The organism is Pseudarcicella hirudinis (genome assembly GCF_900115665.1).
Taxonomy (GTDB): Bacteria; Bacteroidota; Bacteroidia; order Cytophagales; family Spirosomataceae; genus Pseudarcicella; species Pseudarcicella hirudinis.
Genome location: NZ_FOXH01000012.1, coordinates 14,233 through 32,537, shown reverse-complemented (window position 1 = coordinate 32,537; position 18,305 = coordinate 14,233). Strand labels below are relative to the sequence as shown.

General features: G+C 37.0%; 22 protein-coding genes and 4 tRNA genes. 22 read left to right on the top strand and 4 right to left on the bottom strand.

Annotated elements, in window-relative coordinates; genetic code table 11:
• The first annotated feature begins 9 nt into the window (after nucleotides 1-9).
• The 7 genes from cyoE (at nucleotide 10) to BM179_RS18080 (ending at nucleotide 4,480) form a co-directional block, all read left to right on the top strand.
• Entirely contained in the window at nucleotides 10-897 is an 888-nt protein-coding gene (gene cyoE / locus BM179_RS18110; protein ID WP_092018578.1) for a heme o synthase, read from the top strand.
• Nucleotides 898-963: 66 nt separating this feature from the next.
• Nucleotides 964-1,554, top strand: a complete 591-nt coding sequence (locus BM179_RS18105) for a cytochrome c oxidase subunit 3 (RefSeq protein WP_092018577.1) — start codon at nucleotides 964-966, stop codon at nucleotides 1,552-1,554.
• A 44-nt stretch (nucleotides 1,555-1,598) separates the two neighbouring features.
• Nucleotides 1,599-2,360 carry a cytochrome c oxidase subunit 3 gene (locus BM179_RS18100; RefSeq protein ID WP_092018576.1) on the top strand — a complete coding sequence of 254 codons (762 nt, stop codon included), beginning with the start codon at nucleotides 1,599-1,601 and terminating at the stop codon, nucleotides 2,358-2,360.
• 81 nt (nucleotides 2,361-2,441) lie between these two features.
• Nucleotides 2,442-2,759 (top strand): cytochrome C oxidase subunit IV family protein, encoded by a 318-nt coding sequence (locus BM179_RS18095; protein WP_092018575.1) that lies wholly within the window; start codon nucleotides 2,442-2,444, stop codon nucleotides 2,757-2,759.
• 72 nt (nucleotides 2,760-2,831) lie between these two features.
• Complete coding sequence (locus BM179_RS18090) at nucleotides 2,832-3,557, top strand: SCO family protein (protein WP_092018574.1); 726 nt, start codon at nucleotides 2,832-2,834, stop codon at nucleotides 3,555-3,557.
• Nucleotides 3,558-3,582: 25 nt separating this feature from the next.
• Nucleotides 3,583-4,122: a DUF420 domain-containing protein gene (locus BM179_RS18085; protein ID WP_092018573.1), complete on the top strand. Its 540-nt coding sequence runs from the start codon at nucleotides 3,583-3,585 to the stop codon at nucleotides 4,120-4,122.
• A 70-nt stretch (nucleotides 4,123-4,192) separates the two neighbouring features.
• Complete coding sequence (locus tag BM179_RS18080; protein ID WP_092018572.1) at nucleotides 4,193-4,480, top strand: CAMCR motif-containing small membrane protein; 288 nt, start codon at nucleotides 4,193-4,195, stop codon at nucleotides 4,478-4,480.
• A 35-nt stretch (nucleotides 4,481-4,515) separates the two neighbouring features.
• Here the strand turns inward: BM179_RS18080 and murI are convergent, their stop codons facing one another.
• Nucleotides 4,516-5,322 carry a glutamate racemase gene (gene murI / locus BM179_RS18075; RefSeq protein WP_092018571.1) on the bottom strand — a complete coding sequence of 269 codons (807 nt, stop codon included), beginning with the start codon at nucleotides 5,320-5,322 and terminating at the stop codon, nucleotides 4,516-4,518.
• 203 nt (nucleotides 5,323-5,525) lie between these two features.
• Between murI and BM179_RS18070 the strand changes: the two genes are divergently transcribed.
• The 14 genes from BM179_RS18070 (at nucleotide 5,526) to rplL (ending at nucleotide 13,915) form a co-directional block, all read left to right on the top strand.
• Nucleotides 5,526-6,065 (top strand): RNA polymerase sigma factor, encoded by a 540-nt coding sequence (locus BM179_RS18070; RefSeq protein ID WP_092018570.1) that lies wholly within the window; start codon nucleotides 5,526-5,528, stop codon nucleotides 6,063-6,065.
• Between the two features lie 92 nt (nucleotides 6,066-6,157).
• Complete coding sequence (locus BM179_RS18065; protein ID WP_092018569.1) at nucleotides 6,158-7,003, top strand: hypothetical protein; 846 nt, start codon at nucleotides 6,158-6,160, stop codon at nucleotides 7,001-7,003.
• An 11-nt stretch (nucleotides 7,004-7,014) separates the two neighbouring features.
• A complete protein-coding gene (locus BM179_RS18060; RefSeq protein WP_092018568.1) occupies nucleotides 7,015-8,175 on the top strand; it encodes an outer membrane beta-barrel protein in 1,161 nt (386 codons plus the stop codon).
• 184 nt (nucleotides 8,176-8,359) lie between these two features.
• A tRNA-Tyr gene (locus BM179_RS18055) sits at nucleotides 8,360-8,442 on the top strand.
• 90 nt (nucleotides 8,443-8,532) lie between these two features.
• Nucleotides 8,533-8,608: transfer RNA gene (locus BM179_RS18050), tRNA-Gly, on the top strand.
• A gap of 127 nt (nucleotides 8,609-8,735) precedes the next feature.
• Nucleotides 8,736-8,807 (top strand) — tRNA-Thr (locus BM179_RS18045).
• 140 nt (nucleotides 8,808-8,947) lie between these two features.
• On the top strand, nucleotides 8,948-10,135 hold the full coding sequence (gene tuf, locus BM179_RS18040) for an elongation factor Tu (RefSeq protein ID WP_092018567.1): 1,188 nt from the start codon (nucleotides 8,948-8,950) through the stop codon (nucleotides 10,133-10,135).
• 38 nt (nucleotides 10,136-10,173) lie between these two features.
• A tRNA-Trp gene (locus tag BM179_RS18035) sits at nucleotides 10,174-10,244 on the top strand.
• 136 nt (nucleotides 10,245-10,380) lie between these two features.
• On the top strand, nucleotides 10,381-10,572 hold the full coding sequence (secE, locus tag BM179_RS18030; RefSeq protein WP_092018566.1) for a preprotein translocase subunit SecE: 192 nt from the start codon (nucleotides 10,381-10,383) through the stop codon (nucleotides 10,570-10,572).
• A 113-nt stretch (nucleotides 10,573-10,685) separates the two neighbouring features.
• Nucleotides 10,686-11,237, top strand: a complete 552-nt coding sequence (gene nusG, locus BM179_RS18025) for a transcription termination/antitermination protein NusG (RefSeq protein WP_092018565.1) — start codon at nucleotides 10,686-10,688, stop codon at nucleotides 11,235-11,237.
• 435 nt (nucleotides 11,238-11,672) lie between these two features.
• Nucleotides 11,673-12,110, top strand: coding sequence for a 50S ribosomal protein L11 (gene rplK, locus BM179_RS18015; RefSeq protein ID WP_092018563.1), 438 nt, complete (start codon nucleotides 11,673-11,675; stop codon nucleotides 12,108-12,110).
• Between the two features lie 69 nt (nucleotides 12,111-12,179).
• The gene (gene rplA / locus BM179_RS18010) at nucleotides 12,180-12,878 is read left to right on the top strand and encodes a 50S ribosomal protein L1 (protein ID WP_092018562.1); all 699 of its coding nucleotides are present in this window, start codon (nucleotides 12,180-12,182) and stop codon (nucleotides 12,876-12,878) included.
• A gap of 2 nt (nucleotides 12,879-12,880) precedes the next feature.
• On the top strand, nucleotides 12,881-13,414 hold the full coding sequence (rplJ, locus tag BM179_RS18005; protein WP_092018561.1) for a 50S ribosomal protein L10: 534 nt from the start codon (nucleotides 12,881-12,883) through the stop codon (nucleotides 13,412-13,414).
• 117 nt (nucleotides 13,415-13,531) lie between these two features.
• On the top strand, nucleotides 13,532-13,915 hold the full coding sequence (gene rplL / locus BM179_RS18000; protein WP_092018560.1) for a 50S ribosomal protein L7/L12: 384 nt from the start codon (nucleotides 13,532-13,534) through the stop codon (nucleotides 13,913-13,915).
• A 133-nt stretch (nucleotides 13,916-14,048) separates the two neighbouring features.
• Here the strand turns inward: rplL and BM179_RS17995 are convergent, their stop codons facing one another.
• Nucleotides 14,049-14,570 (bottom strand): DinB family protein, encoded by a 522-nt coding sequence (locus BM179_RS17995; RefSeq protein WP_092018559.1) that lies wholly within the window; start codon nucleotides 14,568-14,570, stop codon nucleotides 14,049-14,051.
• Between the two features lie 115 nt (nucleotides 14,571-14,685).
• Entirely contained in the window at nucleotides 14,686-15,345 is a 660-nt protein-coding gene (locus tag BM179_RS17990) for a pyridoxamine 5'-phosphate oxidase family protein (protein ID WP_177219445.1), read from the bottom strand.
• A 76-nt stretch (nucleotides 15,346-15,421) separates the two neighbouring features.
• Here BM179_RS17990 and BM179_RS17985 point away from each other — a divergent pair, with 76 nt between their 5' ends.
• Complete coding sequence (locus tag BM179_RS17985) at nucleotides 15,422-16,897, top strand: aminotransferase-like domain-containing protein (RefSeq protein ID WP_092018557.1); 1,476 nt, start codon at nucleotides 15,422-15,424, stop codon at nucleotides 16,895-16,897.
• On the opposite strand, the gene uxaC is transcribed toward BM179_RS17985, so the two are convergent.
• Nucleotides 16,890-18,293, bottom strand: a complete 1,404-nt coding sequence (gene uxaC / locus BM179_RS17980) for a glucuronate isomerase (protein WP_092018556.1) — start codon at nucleotides 18,291-18,293, stop codon at nucleotides 16,890-16,892. The genes BM179_RS17985 and uxaC overlap by 8 nt on opposite strands.
• Nucleotides 18,294-18,305: the final 12 nt, after the last annotated feature.

Here is an 18,305-nt window from a genome sequence, read left to right as displayed (position 1 = left end):
CACGAAGTAATGATCAGTACACAGAATAATTTTGATATTAGTTTTGCCGGGAAGGTAAAAGCTTATTACGAACTGCTTAAATTCAGATTATCCTTTTTAGTAGCTTTTTCAGGTGCTTTCGGATATTCTTTGGCAGTGGATGTGGTGGAATGGAACAGATTGATTTATATCAGTCTTGGTGGATTTTTTATAACAGGTGCCGCAAGTATTGTTAACCAGCTTAAAGAAATTGAGTTTGATAAATTAATGAAAAGGACTCAGCTACGTCCACTTCCGACAGGAAGACTGAGCGTTAGTGAAGCAATAATTTATTGCATCTTACTTCTTGCTTTGGGAAGCTATATCCTTTTTATAGAATTTAATGTCCGGGCAGGTTTATTAGGTGTAATCTCTTTCGTTTTATACGGATTTGTTTATACCCCTTTGAAAAGAGTCGGACCGATTTCTGTATTTGCCGGTGCAATTCCCGGAGCATTTCCTCCGATGATTGGCTGGGTTGCGGCAACAAATCATTTTGGACTGGAGCCGGGTATATTATTTGCTATTCAGTTTTTCTGGCAATTTCCGCATTTTTGGGCCATTGCTTGGGTAGCAGATGAAGATTATCAAAGAGCCGGGTTTAAAATGTTGCCTAATAACGGACATAAAGATTTAAGGACCGCTATTACTATTATGATTTATACCATCTTTTTGGTTCCATGCGGATTTGTTCCTTATTTATTGCACATGACAGGCGTAAATTCTGCAATGGTCGCTGTGTTATGTGGGGTATTATTTTTGTCACAGACATTTTATTTAATGATGAAACCGACGGATAAAGCTGCCCTGATGATGATGTTTGGTTCATTCATTTATTTACCAATAGTACAGATTGCATTTTTAGTGGATAAGATTTAATAGTTGTGAATAACAGGACGGATTTTATTTAAATTCTGATTCTGGTTAAAAACGACTGAAATTACAATGACAACTGATTTAGAAAATATTAACTATATTGACGAGCCGAAAGAAACGCTCTCAATGAATCCAAAGAAATTTTTGCTGTGGTTATTCATTGTATCGATTATGATGATGTTCGCAGCATTTACCAGTGCTTATCTGGTAAGAAAGGCTGAGGGTAACTGGTTAGAATTTAAATTGCCGGTTTTATTTTGGTATAGTTCTGCCGTTTTATTAATAAGCAGTATTTCTATGCATATTGCATATTTAGCTGCAAAAAAAGACAATATCAATACTCTTCGCATCGCTATTTCTATTACTTTTGTGCTTGGGTTAGTATTTTTAGTAATGCAACTTTTCGGATGGAAAGAGTTAGTAGCGGTTAATGTTTATTTTGTAGGAAATCCATCTGGTTCGTTTGTATATGTGTTTTCCGGCTTACACGGCTTACACCTCATTTCCGGATTAGTTGTACTTTGTTTTGCTTTTGTCTCTGCATTTCGTTTGAAAATACATGCAAAAGCTTTAAATCAAATTCAGATCTGTGCTACTTACTGGCACTTTTTGGATATTCTTTGGTTGTATTTGTTTTTCTTTTTAATATATAATAATTAAAAGAAATAGTCTGTTAATTTTTAATTTCTAAAATAGTTTAAAAGATGTCTGCATTACACGCTGCACCTGCCGTTCCTGAGAAGTTGACATGGTCGGGTGGTTCAGAACCCTTGAAAGCGAGCTACGGAAAATTAATGATGTGGTTTTTCCTGCTCTCAGATACCTTTACCTTTTCTGCTTTGCTGGTAACATACGGCATGATTCGTTTTAGCCAGCCAGCCTGGCAAGGAGCTCATGATAAATTTTATTTCGCTACCACGCACTGGCCAATTCCGGAAAAAGTATTTGAAGCTGTCCCATTCTTACATGGAATGGAACTTCCTCTGGTATTTGTTGGTATCATGACTTTTATTCTGATTTTCAGTTCTGTAACTATGGTATTGGCAGTAGAAGCCGGACATCGTGGTGATCGTGCAGATGTTGAAAAATGGATGCTTTGGACTATTTTAGGAGGTTTCACCTTCTTAGGATCTCAGGCTTGGGAATGGACTCACTTTATTCACGGACCACAGGAACTTGCTCTTGCAGCGAAGGATCTTGCTACCAATCTGCCAATTGAAGGTGCAAATCTTGTTCGTAACCCTTACGGCCCTCCGGCATTTGCTGACTTATTCTTCTTTATTACCGGATTCCACGGTACTCACGTATTCTCCGGTGTAATTCTGAATATCCTTATTTTCTTTAATACTGCTACAGGCTTATATGAAAAAAGAGGTCATTATGAAATGGTTGAGAAAGTTGGTCTTTACTGGCACTTTGTAGACCTTGTATGGGTATTCGTATTTACCTTCTTCTACCTGGTTTAAAAACATGATTCCTCAATCCGGGAAACTGAATTGAGGAATATTCATAAAATATATCGTTAACTAATAACTGATAAAAGAATTATGGCTCACGCACATTCTTCACATGAGACAGAGGCAAAAGTAATACCTGCGCCACAAACGCAAGCTATCTGGAGAACTTTCTGGATATTATTGGGACTTACAGTAATTGAATTTATTATCGCCTTTACTTTACCGGCAAATCATATTCGGGTTGCAATTTTTGCAGGAATGACTATTGTTAAAGCCTTTTATATTGTAGGTGAATTTATGCACCTTAAGCATGAAGTAAAGACTTTGATCTGGATGATTTTAGTTCCAACAGTATTTGTTTGCTGGTTATTGGTTGCATTAATGTATGAAGGTGGTCACTTGTATTAATGTGATCTGCTTTTGCAAAATCATGTTGACCGTTTAAGTATTTTGCTTAAATAGTAACAATTAATAGAAATTATGCAAAAATATATGAAGGCTGGATTATTAATCATTGTATTAGTAGTTCCAGCCTTGGTTTTTTTATACTTGAAGACATTTGGTGAAAACCATTATACGCTTCCCAAATTCGTTCCGCTGATTGATTCTACCTCAGGAAATGTGATGATGAAAGAGAATCCGAATCCAAAATGGAATGAACCAAAAATGGATACGGTTTTTCATACGATTCCTTCATTTTCTTTGACAGACCAGGATGGCAAAACATTTTCAAGTGAAGGGCTGAAGGGAAAGATTTATGTAGCCAATTTCTTTTTTACGAGATGCGGTTCTATTTGTCCTAAAATGTCTTCTCAGCTGACTCGTCTGCAGGATGTTTTTCTGAATAGTCCTGAAGTAACATTTATTTCATTATCCGTTGATCCTTCACACGATACGCCGGAAGAAATGAAAAAATATGCGAAGGAGTATGATGCGAAGGAAGGAAAATGGTTCTTTTTAACTGGTGACAGAAAACAAATTTATCCTTTGGCCGTAAAGGGCTTCTATGTACCGGTGGCCGATGCATCTGAATATGATAAGGCTGTAAAAACGCCTGATGAAACATTCATTCACTCAGAAAAGATGATTTTGGTAGATAAGGAAGGTTTTATCCGTGGCTTTTATGACGGAACCAACAAAAAAGAGGTTGATCGCCTGATGATGGAAATTAAGGTTTTGCAAAAAATTTACGAAACCGAAAAGTGATGTTTTTAAATAGCAAGTAATAAATATGGCTTCATTGATTTTAGATAAGAATCCTAAAAATGATAAACTGGTTAATGCGCTTTCGCTGGCTATTCCGTTAGCGGTTGCATTACTGATTGGAATAAGACAAAAAATCGATTTAGGTGCCTGGACGAAAGTGCTTCCTCATATTATTGGATTACTTAATTCGACCACTTCGATTACCCTTATTTTGGGATTTTATTTTATCAGAAAAGGAAATATAGCTGCACACAGAACACTAATGCTTATCTCTTTTTTTCAGGGAGCATTATTTTTGATTTTATACATTTTATATCATGTTTCGAATCCTTCAACCTCATTTGGAGGAGAAGGTATTTTAAAACCGATATATTATTTTCTATTGATTTCTCATATAGTTTTATCAGTAGGTGTAGTGTGGTTTGTGCTGAAGGCTGTTTATTATGCTTTAAGTAATCAGATTGCCGAGCATAAAAAAGTAGTAAAATGGGCTTTCCCGATCTGGTTGTATGTTTCTGTTACAGGAGTAATTGTTTATTTAATGATTAGTCCTTATTACAACTAGATTAAGATTTTTTATTCATTGATAATTTAAAATTCAGGATCACAGGATTGTGTGAATTGATATAAGGTTTATGAAAAAGATATTAATGGTTTTAATCTTATTGCTTTTAATAAGTAATACTGCCTCATTTGCACAATGTGCAATGTGCAGAGCCACCGTTGAAAGTACCATGTCTAATGGTAGAAACCTGGCAGCGACCGGATTGAATACAGGGATTCTTTATTTACTTTCTGCACCATACCTTATTGTAGCAGGAGTTGCTTTTTTATGGTATAGGAATAGTAAAAAAGAAGTGAAAAGAAGAGAAAATATGAATCTGGTTCAGCGCAGGCTAAATCAGGTTCTTGGTAGAATATAAAAAAGGGCTTCAGTTTTCTGAAGCCCTTTTTTATTCTATTCCCAAAGCGGATAATGCTCCAGTCTGATCTGTTCACCAAAAAATATCTGTGTTGACCTTTCGAATGACTGTGTATAGTCAGAAACATAAAAATGCCTGATATAAGCATTCAGATTGTTAAGAAGACTGCTTTGTGAAAGATATTTTTTAAGAGCCGCAGCTACTATTTCAGAAGTATCCAGAATGGTAATGTTTTCTTTGTAAAAACTATCTATCTGAGATTTAATCAAAGGATAATGTGTACAGCCTAAAATCAATGCTTCAATTCCTGAAAGTTCTTCATTTGCCAGGTATTGATAAATGATACTTTCAGAGATATTATTGTTAAAAAAACCTTCTTCAATCATTGGAGCAAGAAGAGGAGTGGCAAGCGATTTTAACACGATATCTTTTCCTAATGCATCGGTCTTTTTTCTGTAAATATTTGAATTAACAGTTTGTTTTGTCCCGATTAATCCAACTGTTTTTCCACGGTAATGGTGGTCAATATAATCTATAACCGGATCAATAACATTAATTACTTTTGCCTTACTTCCAACATATTCTTTTACTAACTCATAAGCAGCTGCAGAAGCGGAGTTACAGGCAATAAGAATAACTTTACACTTTTGCTGTAACAAAACATTACAGATTTTTATAGAATATGCCTGGATAGCGGCAGAGGACTTATCTCCATAAGGCAGATGAGCCGTATCACCGAAATAAATAATATTCTCATTTGGCAAAAGCCTCGTAACAGCATGCGCTACGGTTAGTCCGCCAATACCGCTGTCAAAGATTCCTATCGGAGAAGAAGCATTCATTTTATATTAAATTGAATTGGGGAAAAAGGTCTCTTATCGAACCTATTGCCGGATATTTTCTTTATTCACCTAATATCGCACATCTGATTATATTTAACAAATAATGATTATTTTCATAAATTTTAATCTTCACGCAACCTTTTCCGGAACTTTTTCATCTAGTATTCAGAATAACCGATAAACCAAAACCCAAAAGTATATTCGTGAAAATTCTACAAATCTTCTCTTCGGAGGAACATATAGTGAAAGCCTGCCAACAAGGGGATCCCAAGGCTCAGCGAAGACTTTATGAAAAGTATTCGTCGAAGATGATGGCAGTATGTTATCGCTATACCTCTGATGAATTCGATGCTGAGGAAGTTCTTATCCAAGGCTTTATGAAGGTTTTTGAAAAAGTTGGCACGTTTAAATCAGAAGGGAGTTTTGAAGGCTGGATCAGAAGAATTATGGTCAATGAGGCACTTATGTTTTTACGACAGAAAAAGAACTTTGAAATCAGCTACGATAAAATTCTCTATGAACCCGAGCCGGAACAATTCAAAACCGACCTGGAAGTCCAGGATTTACTAAAACTGATTGAAGAATTACCTCCGGGTTACAGAACAGTCTTCAACTTATATGCAATAGAGGGATATTCTCATGCAGAGATTGCTAAATTATTGGGAATTACGGAAAGTACTTCTAAATCCCAGCTTTCAAGAGCGAGAGTCCTCCTTCAGGAAAAAATGCATAAAAAAGTCTGATTCAGATCCATGAAGGTTATATCAGATGTAAAAATGGTATCATAAAATAAAGAAACAATGTTTAACGCGAATGAATTAATTCGCCAGAAAATATGGACCAAAACGAATTAGATAAGCTCTTTGCCGATAAGCTCAGGGATTACACTAAAAAGCCAGGGCCGCAGGTTTGGGAAAAACTGGAAGAGAGACTGGAGAAAAAGCATAGTAAAGTTTTACCGATGTGGTGGAAATATGGTGCTGCCGCTTCAATTGCTTTGCTGATCGGAGCAGGCATCTGGATCGCTTCAAATCAAACAAACTCAGATTTGGGAAAAGTAGTCGCAACAACTAATAACAACAAAATTCAAAAACAATCAGTAAGTCAGGGAGAATCGCAAAAATCTATAGATATAACAGCGGTTCCGGAAAGCCGCAGTGTAGTGGCAGATAAATCTGATCTGAAACAAAGTAATACCACCTTTACAATTGCAAATACCGGGGAGAAATCCCTGAAACGAACAAATGCTGAGAAATCTGATTTAGAGAGAACAGGATTAAAAACTGAACAGACGAAAGAAGAAAGTATAGCAAAAGTTCAGCCTGAAAACAAAGGAATAGAAATGAGCTCAAATATTCCGGAGATAAAAACAGGTAACACATTGACTCCTAAAGTTGAATCGAATCCGGTTTTAGCACGGCAGGAGACTATTATTATTAATCTCGTTGATACTCAGGAGGAAAATAATTCATTAACCACTGCGGTTGCAGAATCTCCTAAAACAAAAAAAGCAAGTAGATTCAGTAGAATCTGGAAACAATTGAAAAATGTAAAAAATGGAGATGAAGTTAATTGGGACGAAGTTGGAGTAAATCCTGGTCGAATACTGGCAAAAGCTGATGAAAGTATCGAAAAACTGTCCAGACCTCATCAAAGTGATTCTGAAAAAAATAAAGAATAACCTCAAGCGCCATGAAAAAAGCAATCCTCATTTTAACCACTATGTTGTTATTAGCTCTGGAAGGTTTTGCCAGTTCTAACGACAATGACTCAACTATTGTTAATATCGATAAACGTAATCAGGTGGTTATTGGCTCAGAAAAGTCAAAAAGCCGGACGTTAAGAGAAGATTTAACAGACCTGTTTCAGAGTTCAGGACTGACTCTCGATGATGAAACCTGGAAAGGTATCCGGAAAGTAATAAACAGTGACCTTGAGCGAGATACTGTTTTATTGATAAAGCAAAATGATAAAGCATTAAGGCTTGCAATTAATGCGACGGTTAAAAATCAGGTAATTAATTCAGGAAATTCGGATAAAGGATACCTTAAGCGGGATAATACGTCTGACGGAGTAAAAGATTATGTAAAAGTCGGCATTAAGGGAGTACATGTAAAAGATGGCTCTGATGAAGTACATGTCGGATGGAATGGTGTGTATGTAAAGGATGGCAATGAAGAAACTAAAGTCATCTGGGGGAAGGATAGTACAAAAATTCCGGCTTATGAACGGGCTTACAGCGGAAGAGGCGGGTTTAATATTTATTTCGGATTGAATGCATTTTCATCTTCCCCGGCAGGTAACCCTAATTACGAACTATCGCCCTTCGGTTCAAGATATTTTGCTTTGGAAATGGCCAGAAGCGCAACTTTATCAAGAAATGGGAAAAGTGCCTTAAAACTTGGATATGGCTTTGAATTTTCCTGGTACAACTTTATGTTTGACGGAAATAAATATATCTTGAAGGGGCAAAATGAGATAGAATTTGCCAGTTATCTGGATAATACCGGTAAGGAAATTCCGCTCAGTAAGAATAAAATGACTGTAGCATATGTGAACCTGCCTATTGTTCCGTATATAGCATTTAGCAAAGATAATGTCTTTAATTATATAGGTGCGGGAGTTTATGTAGGATACCGGTTGGATAGTTATATCAAGACGATCGAACAAAAATCTGATGAATTGAGGAGAGACCATTCCAGCCTTTATCTGAACAATGTGCGTTACGGTCTTCGATTGGAATTAGGACTAAAAAATTTCCCAGACCTGTTTGTGAATTATGATTTAGGAAATTTATTTCAGGAAAATAAGAGCCCTAAAGTTACAGCAATAAGTTTTGGTATAAAGTTGTAGCAAATCATTGTAAATTAAATAGTTAAAAGAGTATTTAACGCCAAAACGGGCTGATTTGAGGCATTCAAAGCATGAGAAAAATAAAAAACTTTTAAATTTTTTTTCAAGAGGTGCTTTGACAAAAGAAAAAAAGGATATACTTTTGCACACTCTTTCACCAAAACGCTTGGTGAAACTGCAAAAAGGGGGTGTACCAGAGTGGCCAAATGGGGCAGACTGTAACTCTGCTGACGTATGTCTTCGGTGGTTCGAATCCATCCGCCCCCACAATATAATTGAAAGTTTATAGTTGAGATATTATAATTTGTTTGTAATTTTATCCCCGGTAAATTCTTCGATTATCAATTAGAGTAAAAAGCGGGAGTAGCTCATTTGGTAGAGCGATAGCCTTCCAAGCTATAGGTGGCGGGTTCGAGCCCCGTCTCCCGCTCCACAAAGTGGTTAATTGTTAATAGTTATAGTTAAGAGTTTTAGCTAAAAACGATTAACGATTAACCACTTAATTTTTCATCAAGTTGAATTTTTGAATTTAAGTTTTGGGCTTATCCCTCACAAGTTAAGCCTTTGTAGCTCAGTGGTAGAGCACTTCCTTGGTAAGGAAGAGGTCGGCAGTTCAATCCTGCTCAAAGGCTCGGCTCAATTTGAGAATTAAGTCAGTTTGAAAATTTGAGAATTGTTTTTTCAGTATTTTCGAAATGAACAAATTTCAGATTTTTGAAATTGAACAATTTTTTCATTCTTTTTAAAAATAACTAATTAAGAACTAAATATCATGGCAAAAGAGAATTTTGACCGTAGTAAGCCCCACGTAAACATCGGTACAATCGGTCACGTTGACCACGGTAAAACAACCTTGACTGCTGCTATCACTAAAGTGTTGTCAGAAAAAGGTCTTGCAGAAAAGAAAGATTTCTCAGCGATTGACTCTGCTCCAGAAGAGAAAGAACGTGGTATTACTATCAATACTGCTCACGTAGAATATCAAACAGAAAATCGTCACTATGCTCACGTTGACTGTCCTGGTCACGCGGATTATGTTAAGAACATGGTAACGGGTGCTGCCCAAATGGACGGTGCTATCATCGTTGTGGCTGCAACCGACGGTCCAATGCCACAAACTCGTGAACACATCCTTTTAGCTCGCCAGGTAGGTGTACCTCAATTGGTTGTTTTCATGAACAAAGTTGACTTAGTAGATGATCCTGAGTTATTAGAACTTGTTGAAATGGAAATCCGTGAATTGTTGTCATTCTACAACTTCGACGGAGATAATATTCCGGTAATCCAGGGTTCTGCTCTTGGTGGTTTGAACGGAGAGCCGAAATGGGTTGAGACTATCGAAAAATTAATGGAAGCAGTTGATACCTGGATTCCACTTCCAAAACGTGATGTTGATAAGCCATTCTTGATGCCGGTAGAAGATGTATTCTCGATCACTGGTCGTGGTACTGTAGCTACAGGTCGTATCGAAACTGGTATCATCAACTCTGGTGATGCAGTAGATATCCTTGGTATGGGAGCTGAAGGTTTGAAATCAACAGTAACTGGTGTTGAGATGTTCCGTAAGATCCTTGACCGTGGTGAAGCTGGTGATAACGTAGGTCTATTGTTACGTGGTATTGACAAAGAATCTATCCGTCGTGGTATGGTTATTTGTAAGCCAGGTTCAGTTAAACCACACACTAAATTCAAAGCTGAGGTTTATATCTTGTCTAAAGAAGAAGGTGGACGTCACACTCCATTCTTCAACAAATATCGTCCGCAATTCTATTTCCGTACAACTGACGTAACAGGAGAAATTATGTTGCCAGAAGGCGTTGAAATGTGTATGCCAGGTGATAACTTGACTATCGGTGTAACTTTGTTGAACAAAGTTGCTATGGATAAAGGTCTTCGTTTCGCTATCCGTGAAGGGGGGCGTACAGTAGGTGCTGGTCAGGTTACAGAAATCTTAGACTAATATTTTTTAATGCATATTCTTCGGAATATGCATTATTTACGGGCATAGTATAAGGGTAGTACAGAGGTCTCCAAAACCTTCGGTCTGGGTTCGAATCCTGGTGCCCGTGCTAGTTTAAGTTCCAGGTTTTTAAGTTTCAGGTTAGTGTCAGTTAAATAATGTAACCATTATTTCTGCCAAATTAACTATCTTGAAACTTTAAATCTTGGAACTTAAAAATTTAAAGACATTCATACATTATAACGATGGACAAATTATCACATTTCGTTAAAGCTTCATGGGAAGAAGTTACTCAGAATGTAACATGGCCTAAATTTTCTGAACTTCAGTCAAGCTCATTTCTGGTATTGATAGCTTCTTTAATTTTCGCCATGATGGTAGGTCTGATTGACCTGGCATTTAAGTCTGGTTTAGATTTATTCTATCAATCATTCTAATATTCACCTGATGCGTCATTCCTTTGTTAAGTTGTAAACAGTAAAGCCCGATGTCTTTGATTGTATTACAATTGAACGATAAGGTCTGACTATTTTAGATTTAACATTAAGACATGGCAGAAACTAATTGGTATGTACTGAGAGCAGTATCAGGACAAGAGAAAAAAATAAAAACATACCTTGAGAATGAAGTTGCTCGTCAAGGCTTACAAGACTTTGTTCCTCAGATATTGTTACCATCAGAAAAGATTTACGAGATGCGTAACGGCAAAAAAGTCGTTCGTGAGAAATCTTTGTTTCCCGGATATATTTTCGTTGAAGCTGATATTAAATACGGTGAAGTTAGCCACATTATTACTTCAATGCCCGGGGTAATTGGTTTCCTTAGCTGGAATGATGGTAAAACTTCAAAAACACCTATCCCTCTTCGCTCTTCAGAAGTGAAAAGAATTTTAGGTAAACTTGATGAAGTTGCAACAATCGAAGAAGTAGCTGTAGTAGCCTTTTCAAAAGGTGAAACGATTAAAGTTGTGGATGGGCCATTCTCCGGTTTTGAAGGAACTATTGAAGAAATCTTTGATGATAAGAAGAAATTAAATGTGATGGTTAAAATATTCGGTAGAAATACTCCGGTAGAGCTGAACTATTCACAGGTAGAAAAATAGTTATTATTTTAGGTTTGATATAAATGCATCTCTTCATGGGATGCATTTTGTATTTTATGAGTATCTGATTTTACAAAGAAGTGTATCTGAAAGGTTAGGATTTGTGAAGAATGAGCTGATATCACAGAATATTAGCAATATTTGATACAAAAACTTGTATAACTATTTGTAAATTAAGATGAAAGCCGTAATTTTGCAGTCCGTTTCATAGACGGATGGTCTTTTTTACTTCAAAAGTTAATAAGACTTTGTAAATCAGAGGCTTCGTTACACACCTTTGATTCAGTTTCTGAAAATTCTCAGGCAGGGAAGCTTCCACCCTTGTTGGCAGAGAGTTTTCAATCAGGTTTTTACTTTGAAATGAAGTCCTTTTATCAGGGTCTTTCATCAGAGAAGTAAATACCTCCAATCAAAAACTTAAAAGATTCAAAAGAAATGGCAAAAGAAATAGCTGGCTACGTTAAGTTGCAATGCAAAGGTGGTGCAGCAAACCCTTCACCACCAATTGGTCCTGCCTTGGGTTCTAAGGGTTTGAATATCATGGAGTTCTGCAAGCAGTTCAATGCCAGAACACAAGATAAACCAGGTGTTATTCTTCCTGTATTGATTACCTATTACAAAGACAAAACATTTGACTTTGTAGTTAAGACTCCTCCGGCACCAATTCTTATTCTGGAAGCTGCCAAAGTTAAACTTGGTTCTGCTCAGCCGAATTTGAAAAAAGTAGGTTCTGTTACTTGGGATCAGGTTCGTACGATCGCTGAAACTAAAATGCCAGATTTAAACTGCTTTACAGTTGAAGCTGCTATGAGTATGGTAGCTGGTACTGCTCGTTCAATGGGTATTACAGTATCAGGAGAAAAACCTTTTTAAGAACTTAGCGAAAAGTAGGATAGAGATTAGATTATTCTGATCAATATTCACTAATCACTCAACAAGAAAATGGCAAAATTAACTAAGAAACAAAAAGAGGCTCTTACTAAATATGATCAGTCGCAGGCTTATTCGCTTGTAAAGGCTGCTGAGATTTTGAAAGAGATTTCTTATACAAAATTTGACTCATCTGTGGACATTGATGTTCGCTTAGGAGTTGATCCACGTAAAGCTGACCAAATGGTACGTGGTGTAGTTGCCTTGCCTCATGGAACAGGAAAAGACGTACGTGTGCTTGTACTTTGTACTCCTGATAAGGAGGAAGAAGCTAAAGCTGCTGGTGCTGACCATGTAGGTTTGGATGACTATATTCAGAAAATTGAAAAAGGATGGACTGATATCGACGTAATCATCACTATGCCTACAGTTATGGCTAAGATTGGTCGTTTGGGTCGTGTATTAGGTCCTCGTGGCTTGATGCCAAACCCTAAATCAGGAACTGTTACTTTAGAGGTTGGAAATGCTGTGAAAGAGGTAAAAGCTGGTAAAATTGACTTTAAAGTTGATAAAACAGGTATTATCCACACATCAATCGGTAAAGTTTCATTTGACCCTATTAAACTTGCAGAGAACGCGCAGGAAGTTATCAACACTTTGTTGAAACTGAAGCCGTCTTCAGCAAAAGGAACTTATGTGAAGTCTGTTAATCTCTCTTCAACTATGTCTCCTGGCGTTCAAATTGATAAAGGAACAATAAACGGCTTGTAATCATGACTAAAGAAGAAAAAGCAATAGTTATCGCCGAGTTGAGCGAAAAGTTCGCTGCAACTCCATACTTCTACATCACTGATACAGCTGGTTTGTCTGTTGCAGAAGTTAACAATTTCCGTAGAATGTGTTTTGAACGTGGTGTTGAATATCGCATCATCAAAAACACTCTTATTGCAAAAGCACTTGAGACTACTGGAAATGACTATACTGAATTCAATGAGAAAGTTTTAAAAGGAATGTCAGGTGTTATTTTCTCACCTGAAAATGCTAAAATTCCTGCAAAACTTATTAAAGATTTCAAAAAAGAAGCTGGCAAAACAAAAATCACTTTCAAAGGTGCTTCGATTGACGGAGGAGTATTCATTGGTGAAGACCAATTAGCAGCTCTGGAAAGTCTGAAATCACGTGAAGAAATGATTGGTGAAATCATCGGCTTGTTACAATCACCTGCCAAAAATGTTATTTCTGGCTTACAAAGCGGTGGAAACAAGTTGGCTGGTATCCTTAAAACTCTTTCTGAGAAAGAAGGGTAATCACCTGTCAGTTTGTGCTGAACAATATTCGTTATTCCGTTTTTTGTTCGCTCAAAATGGCTTCCAAGTAATACTAAATATTAATTAAATTCGTAAACATTTAAAATTTTCAATACAATGGCAGATTTGAAAGCGTTCGCTGAACAATTGGTGAACTTAACTGTAAAAGAAGTAAATGAATTAGCAACTATTTTGAAAGATGAGTATGGTATCGAACCTGCTGCTGCTGCTCCAGTAATGGTTGCTGGTGGTGCTGCTGCTGGTGGAGATGCTGAGGCAGTTGTTGAAAAAACTTCATTTGATGTAATCTTGAAAGAAGCTGGTGCTAACAAGTTGGCAGTAGTTAAATTGGTTAAAGACTTAACGGGTCTAGGTTTGAAAGAAGCTAAAGAATTAGTTGACGGAGCTCCTAAGGCTGTTAAAGAAGGTGTAGCGAAAGACGAAGCTGAAGGTTTGAAGAAATCTTTGGAAGAAGCTGGAGCTGTAGTTGAAGTTAAGTAATTAGCTGATAGCTTAAGTATTATAGAAAAGCCACAACGATTGTTGTGGCTTTTTGCTTTCTAACCTATTTCTTTTTAAAATACCTTAAACTATATCCTATAGACAAGCATTTTACTGGTTTGCTGCATTTATTTTAATAAATGTTATACTTTTCTCTTAAAATGTCTAAATGATGCATTTCATGACCTGCAATCAGACAGATTAATGCTCTGACCGTTACTTCATTTCCATTTGTATTTCCTCTTCTGTTTCCGGTTTCTTCTGAAAATGTACTGAATAAGGCCAGAGAACTATCTCTTACTAATTTATATTGCAGCAGGAGAGAGGCAAAAGACATTTCTCTGAAATGGGATTTTTCAACATAGTCATTTTCATCAAATCCGGGTAAGTTTTGCTTTTCTCCTCTGGCAATGCAAAGTGCTCTGTATGAAAAGACTCTTTCCACGTCCGTAATATGTCCCAGAACTTCCTGTAAACTCCATTTACCTGCAGCATATGCGTAAAAATGTTGATCGGGTGTCAGGTTTTTAAATAAATCATAAACTATAGAGGATTGAATTGTCAAAGCTTCTAAAATGTTCTCATTTTCTACTTTATTAATGTAATTCGGGAAATAAGAAGTTGAAGGATATTCATCCTGATCAGGCTTTTTCATAATATTTCAAGCTTAAAAATCGATAATAACATACAAATTCCTAAAGAAGAAGGTTTAGAGGTCTGGATTCCATTTGCATTTATTAACCCGATCATGCAGACAGATTATTATCGGATTATTTTTCCCCTCTTTTATAATTATGAAGGTATTCAGGAATAGAGACCGACGGAATCAGACGAGGATCGGGGATGGGTGCTGAAGCCCGTACTTTCAAAGGCAATATTCCAGCCCATACCGGCAAAGCATAATCTTCCTCATCATCTATTGGGTCCCCGGTTCTGATTTTAGCTGAAGCTTCATCTAAGGTAAATGACAAAATCATTGTCTTTTGCATCTCATTCTTGTAAGGCTCTCTTACATCTGCCCAGCGATTTGGTACCAAATGTTCAGTAATTTGTTCCAGCGCATTCCAGCGTTCATCCTCATCGGTGACAACCTCAGCCTTTGCAAAAGCAATCACAGACCGATAATTTACAGAATGATGGAAAGCTGACCGGGCTAATACTAAGCCATCTATGAGTGAGACGACAAAACAAATGTCTTTTCCTTCCGCCAGCATTCTCATAAAATGGCTACCTACAGAACCGTGAATATAGATTTTGTCATTAATTCTGCAATAAGCAGTTGGTATCATCATCGGCTGACCATCATGTTCGTAAGCAATATGGCAGAACAGACCCTCGTCCAGAATAGCATTTATGGTATCAATTTCATAACTACCTCTTTTAGCGGATCTGCTGATTTTAGTTTTTTCAGTAATTGCTAATGTTTTCATTTTCTTTTTTTGTGACAAATCTATATTTTTATTGGATGGTTATAGTAATCCAATTTTAATCAATCATGTAGTCCAGATGGATATCCCCTTTAAGAGCCTGATCAACTTTGACAAGTCTTCCGATCTTCCGGTATATCGGCAGATCGCTAACAGCTTTATTCAGAATATTCAGACCGGTCGGATTCCTACGAGTTCAAGGTTAATAGGTACAAGGCAATTGGCAGATTTATTAGGAGTTCACCGAAAGACTGTAATTGCGGCATTTGAGGAATTGAATTCGCAGGGTTGGATAGAGATGATTCCAAGAAAAGGAACTTTTGTCATCAAAAACTTGCCGGAGATAAAGCCTGTTTCTTTTCAGGAAATGGAACGATACATGGGCTGCAATCTTAAAAATGCAGGATTTTATTTCGAAAAAAGTAAGATTGTTATTCCTGAAGTAATCACACAAAAACTTGCTTTCAACGACGGACTTCCTGACGTGCGGCTGGCTCCCAGAGAGGAATTGGCCAAACTGTATAATTTTTACTTTAAAAATGGAGAACCTTCGGTTTTTCAATATGCGCATGTTCAGGGAAATTCGCATTTCAGAGAGGTTTTTGCCAGAATATTAAATGAAACGAGGAGTCTTTCTGTCTCTAAAGAAAATATACTTTCAACACGAGGGAGCCAAATGGCAATTTATCTGGTTGGAAAGGCTTTGATTAAGCCGAATGATGAGATAATTGTAGGCGAACTGAGTTACAGGGCAGCTACTTTGACTTTGACAGCTCTGGGGGCAAATATCAATACGATTCCGGTAGACGGTGATGGGCTTGTTGTTGAGGCTATTGAGGAAATTTGTCTGCGCAAGACAATCAGAGCAATCTATGTAACTTCACATCACTACCATCCTACAACGGTAACTTTGAAACCGGAAAGGCGGCTTAAGCTTCTGGCCTTGGCGGAAAGATTTCGTTTTGCTATTATTGAAGATGATTACGATTATGATTTTCATTATACCAACAACCCGATATTGCCTTTAGCAAGTGCTGATAAAAGCGGATTGGTAATCTATATCGGATCATTCACAAAATGGCTTGCCCCTACATTCAGGATTGGCTATGTAGTTGCTTCAGAAGATTTTATTCAGGAATTATCAAAATGGAGGAGAATTATTGACCGGCAGAGCGATACAATAATGGAGTTATGCCTTGCTGATATGATTGAGAACGGAACATTGAAAAGACATGCCATAAGGTCTTTAAAAGTTTACCATGAAAGAAGAGATTTTGCCTGTGAGCAATTGAAATCAGAGTTAGGAGAAAGAATAGAATTTCGTAAACCTGATGGAGGAATGGCAATCTGGGCTAATTTCGACAAGAAATATCCTTTATCTGAATTAGCCCCGAATTGTCGTAAATATGGTCTTTATCTGCATGACGGAGAAACTTTTCGTTCGGAGAACGGAAATCTTAACGCTTGCAGAATGGGTTTTGCTTCCATGAATATTCAGGAAATGGGAGAGGCCATCAGAATTTTAAGAAAAACGATGGATAATATGTCTATTTAAAGCCAAAAAACTCACTGGCATTTTTATAGCTTATATTCTCTACCATTTGTCCTAACCATTCAATATCGTTTGGTAATTCTCCGTTTTCAACGTCATTTCCGAGAACATTGCATAAAATTCTTCTGAAGTATTCATGACGGGGAAATGAAAGAAAACTTCTTGAATCAGTTAACATTCCCACAAACCGGCTTAACAAGCCCATATTTGAAAGAGCATCGATTTGTTTTTCCATTCCATCTTTCTGATCAAGGAACCACCAGCCTGATCCGAACTGAACTTTTCCTGCTATCGTTCCATCCTGGAAGTTACCGGTCATGGTTGCAAAAAGTTCATTATCTCTGGGATTCAGGTTATATAGAATCGTTTTAGCTAATTGGTTAGTATTATCCAATTTGTTCAGAAATTTGGACAAAGCTCTTGCCTGCTCAAAATCTCCGATAGAATCAAAACCTGTGTCTGGCCCTAATGTGCGTAACAAACGATCATTATTATTACGTAAAGCCCCGAGATGAAATTGTTGTGTCCAGCCTTTTTCATGGTCAAGATGAGCAAAGAAAATCAGCATCGCGGATTTAAACTGTAATTTTTCCTGATGTGAAACAGTTCTTCCGGATCTTATTTTGGTAAAAATAGATTCTAACTCTTTCTCAGTATATTCCTCAGCATAAATTTGCTCCAAACCATGATCTGAGAGCATACAACCCATTTCTGCAAAGAAATCATGTCTTTTCCGGATAGCATTCTGAAAATCACCAATACTGGAAATATTAATATTGGTTACTTCCGCCAGCTTATTAACATATACGTCGAATGAAATCAAATCATCGACTGCCATAGCTTTGTCCGGACGGAAAGTCGGGAATACCTTAATGTCTGAATTTGACTCACGGATTTTCTGGTGAAAAATTAAAGAGTCAATCGGATCGTCGGTCGTACAAAGTACTTTAGCCTGCATTTTTCCCAGAAGGTTTTTTACAGAAAAATCCGGAGAATTAAGTTTTGAAGAGCAATCTTCATAAATTCTTTGTGCCGACTTTTCGTTCAAAACTTCAGTAATACCAAAATATCTCTGTAATTCAAGATGTGTCCAATGGTACAATGGGTTTCTCATGGTATAGGGAACCGTAGCTGCCCATTTCATGAATTTCTCTTCATCAGAGGCCTTTCCTGTAATGAAATGTTCATTGATACCATTCGTTCTCATGGCTCTCCATTTATAATGATCGCCATACAACCAGGCTTCAGTAATGTTTGAAAACTGGTGATTTTCAGCAATTTGCTGAGGTATCAGGTGATTATGATAATCAATAATCGGCATTTTTGCCGCAAAATCATGATAAAGCGTTTTTGCGGTTTCTGTTTGAAGTAAAAAATTCTGATCTAAGAAAGGTTTCATCTTTTAGTTTTT

What these genes read in the sequence shown, in the direction of transcription:
- cyoE (WP_092018578.1), top strand. Translation starts at nt 10, where the DNA reads ATGATCAGTACACAGAATAATTTTGATATTAGTTTTGCCGGGAAGGTA.
- BM179_RS18105 (WP_092018577.1), top strand. Translation starts at nt 964, where the DNA reads ATGACAACTGATTTAGAAAATATTAACTATATTGACGAGCCGAAAGAA.
- BM179_RS18100 (WP_092018576.1), top strand. Translation starts at nt 1,599, where the DNA reads ATGTCTGCATTACACGCTGCACCTGCCGTTCCTGAGAAGTTGACATGG.
- BM179_RS18095 (WP_092018575.1), top strand. Translation starts at nt 2,442, where the DNA reads ATGGCTCACGCACATTCTTCACATGAGACAGAGGCAAAAGTAATACCT.
- BM179_RS18090 (WP_092018574.1), top strand. Translation starts at nt 2,832, where the DNA reads ATGCAAAAATATATGAAGGCTGGATTATTAATCATTGTATTAGTAGTT.
- BM179_RS18085 (WP_092018573.1), top strand. Translation starts at nt 3,583, where the DNA reads ATGGCTTCATTGATTTTAGATAAGAATCCTAAAAATGATAAACTGGTT.
- BM179_RS18080 (WP_092018572.1), top strand. Translation starts at nt 4,193, where the DNA reads ATGAAAAAGATATTAATGGTTTTAATCTTATTGCTTTTAATAAGTAAT.
- murI (WP_092018571.1), bottom strand. Translation starts at nt 5,322, where the DNA reads ATGAATGCTTCTTCTCCGATAGGAATCTTTGACAGCGGTATTGGCGGA.
- BM179_RS18065 (WP_092018569.1), top strand. Translation starts at nt 6,158, where the DNA reads ATGGACCAAAACGAATTAGATAAGCTCTTTGCCGATAAGCTCAGGGAT.
- BM179_RS18060 (WP_092018568.1), top strand. Translation starts at nt 7,015, where the DNA reads ATGAAAAAAGCAATCCTCATTTTAACCACTATGTTGTTATTAGCTCTG.
- tuf (WP_092018567.1), top strand. Translation starts at nt 8,948, where the DNA reads ATGGCAAAAGAGAATTTTGACCGTAGTAAGCCCCACGTAAACATCGGT.
- secE (WP_092018566.1), top strand. Translation starts at nt 10,381, where the DNA reads ATGGACAAATTATCACATTTCGTTAAAGCTTCATGGGAAGAAGTTACT.
- nusG (WP_092018565.1), top strand. Translation starts at nt 10,686, where the DNA reads ATGGCAGAAACTAATTGGTATGTACTGAGAGCAGTATCAGGACAAGAG.
- rplK (WP_092018563.1), top strand. Translation starts at nt 11,673, where the DNA reads ATGGCAAAAGAAATAGCTGGCTACGTTAAGTTGCAATGCAAAGGTGGT.
- rplA (WP_092018562.1), top strand. Translation starts at nt 12,180, where the DNA reads ATGGCAAAATTAACTAAGAAACAAAAAGAGGCTCTTACTAAATATGAT.
- rplJ (WP_092018561.1), top strand. Translation starts at nt 12,881, where the DNA reads ATGACTAAAGAAGAAAAAGCAATAGTTATCGCCGAGTTGAGCGAAAAG.
- rplL (WP_092018560.1), top strand. Translation starts at nt 13,532, where the DNA reads ATGGCAGATTTGAAAGCGTTCGCTGAACAATTGGTGAACTTAACTGTA.
- BM179_RS17995 (WP_092018559.1), bottom strand. Translation starts at nt 14,570, where the DNA reads ATGAAAAAGCCTGATCAGGATGAATATCCTTCAACTTCTTATTTCCCG.
- BM179_RS17990 (WP_177219445.1), bottom strand. Translation starts at nt 15,345, where the DNA reads ATGAAAACATTAGCAATTACTGAAAAAACTAAAATCAGCAGATCCGCT.
- BM179_RS17985 (WP_092018557.1), top strand. Translation starts at nt 15,422, where the DNA reads ATGGATATCCCCTTTAAGAGCCTGATCAACTTTGACAAGTCTTCCGAT.
- uxaC (WP_092018556.1), bottom strand. Translation starts at nt 18,293, where the DNA reads ATGAAACCTTTCTTAGATCAGAATTTTTTACTTCAAACAGAAACCGCA.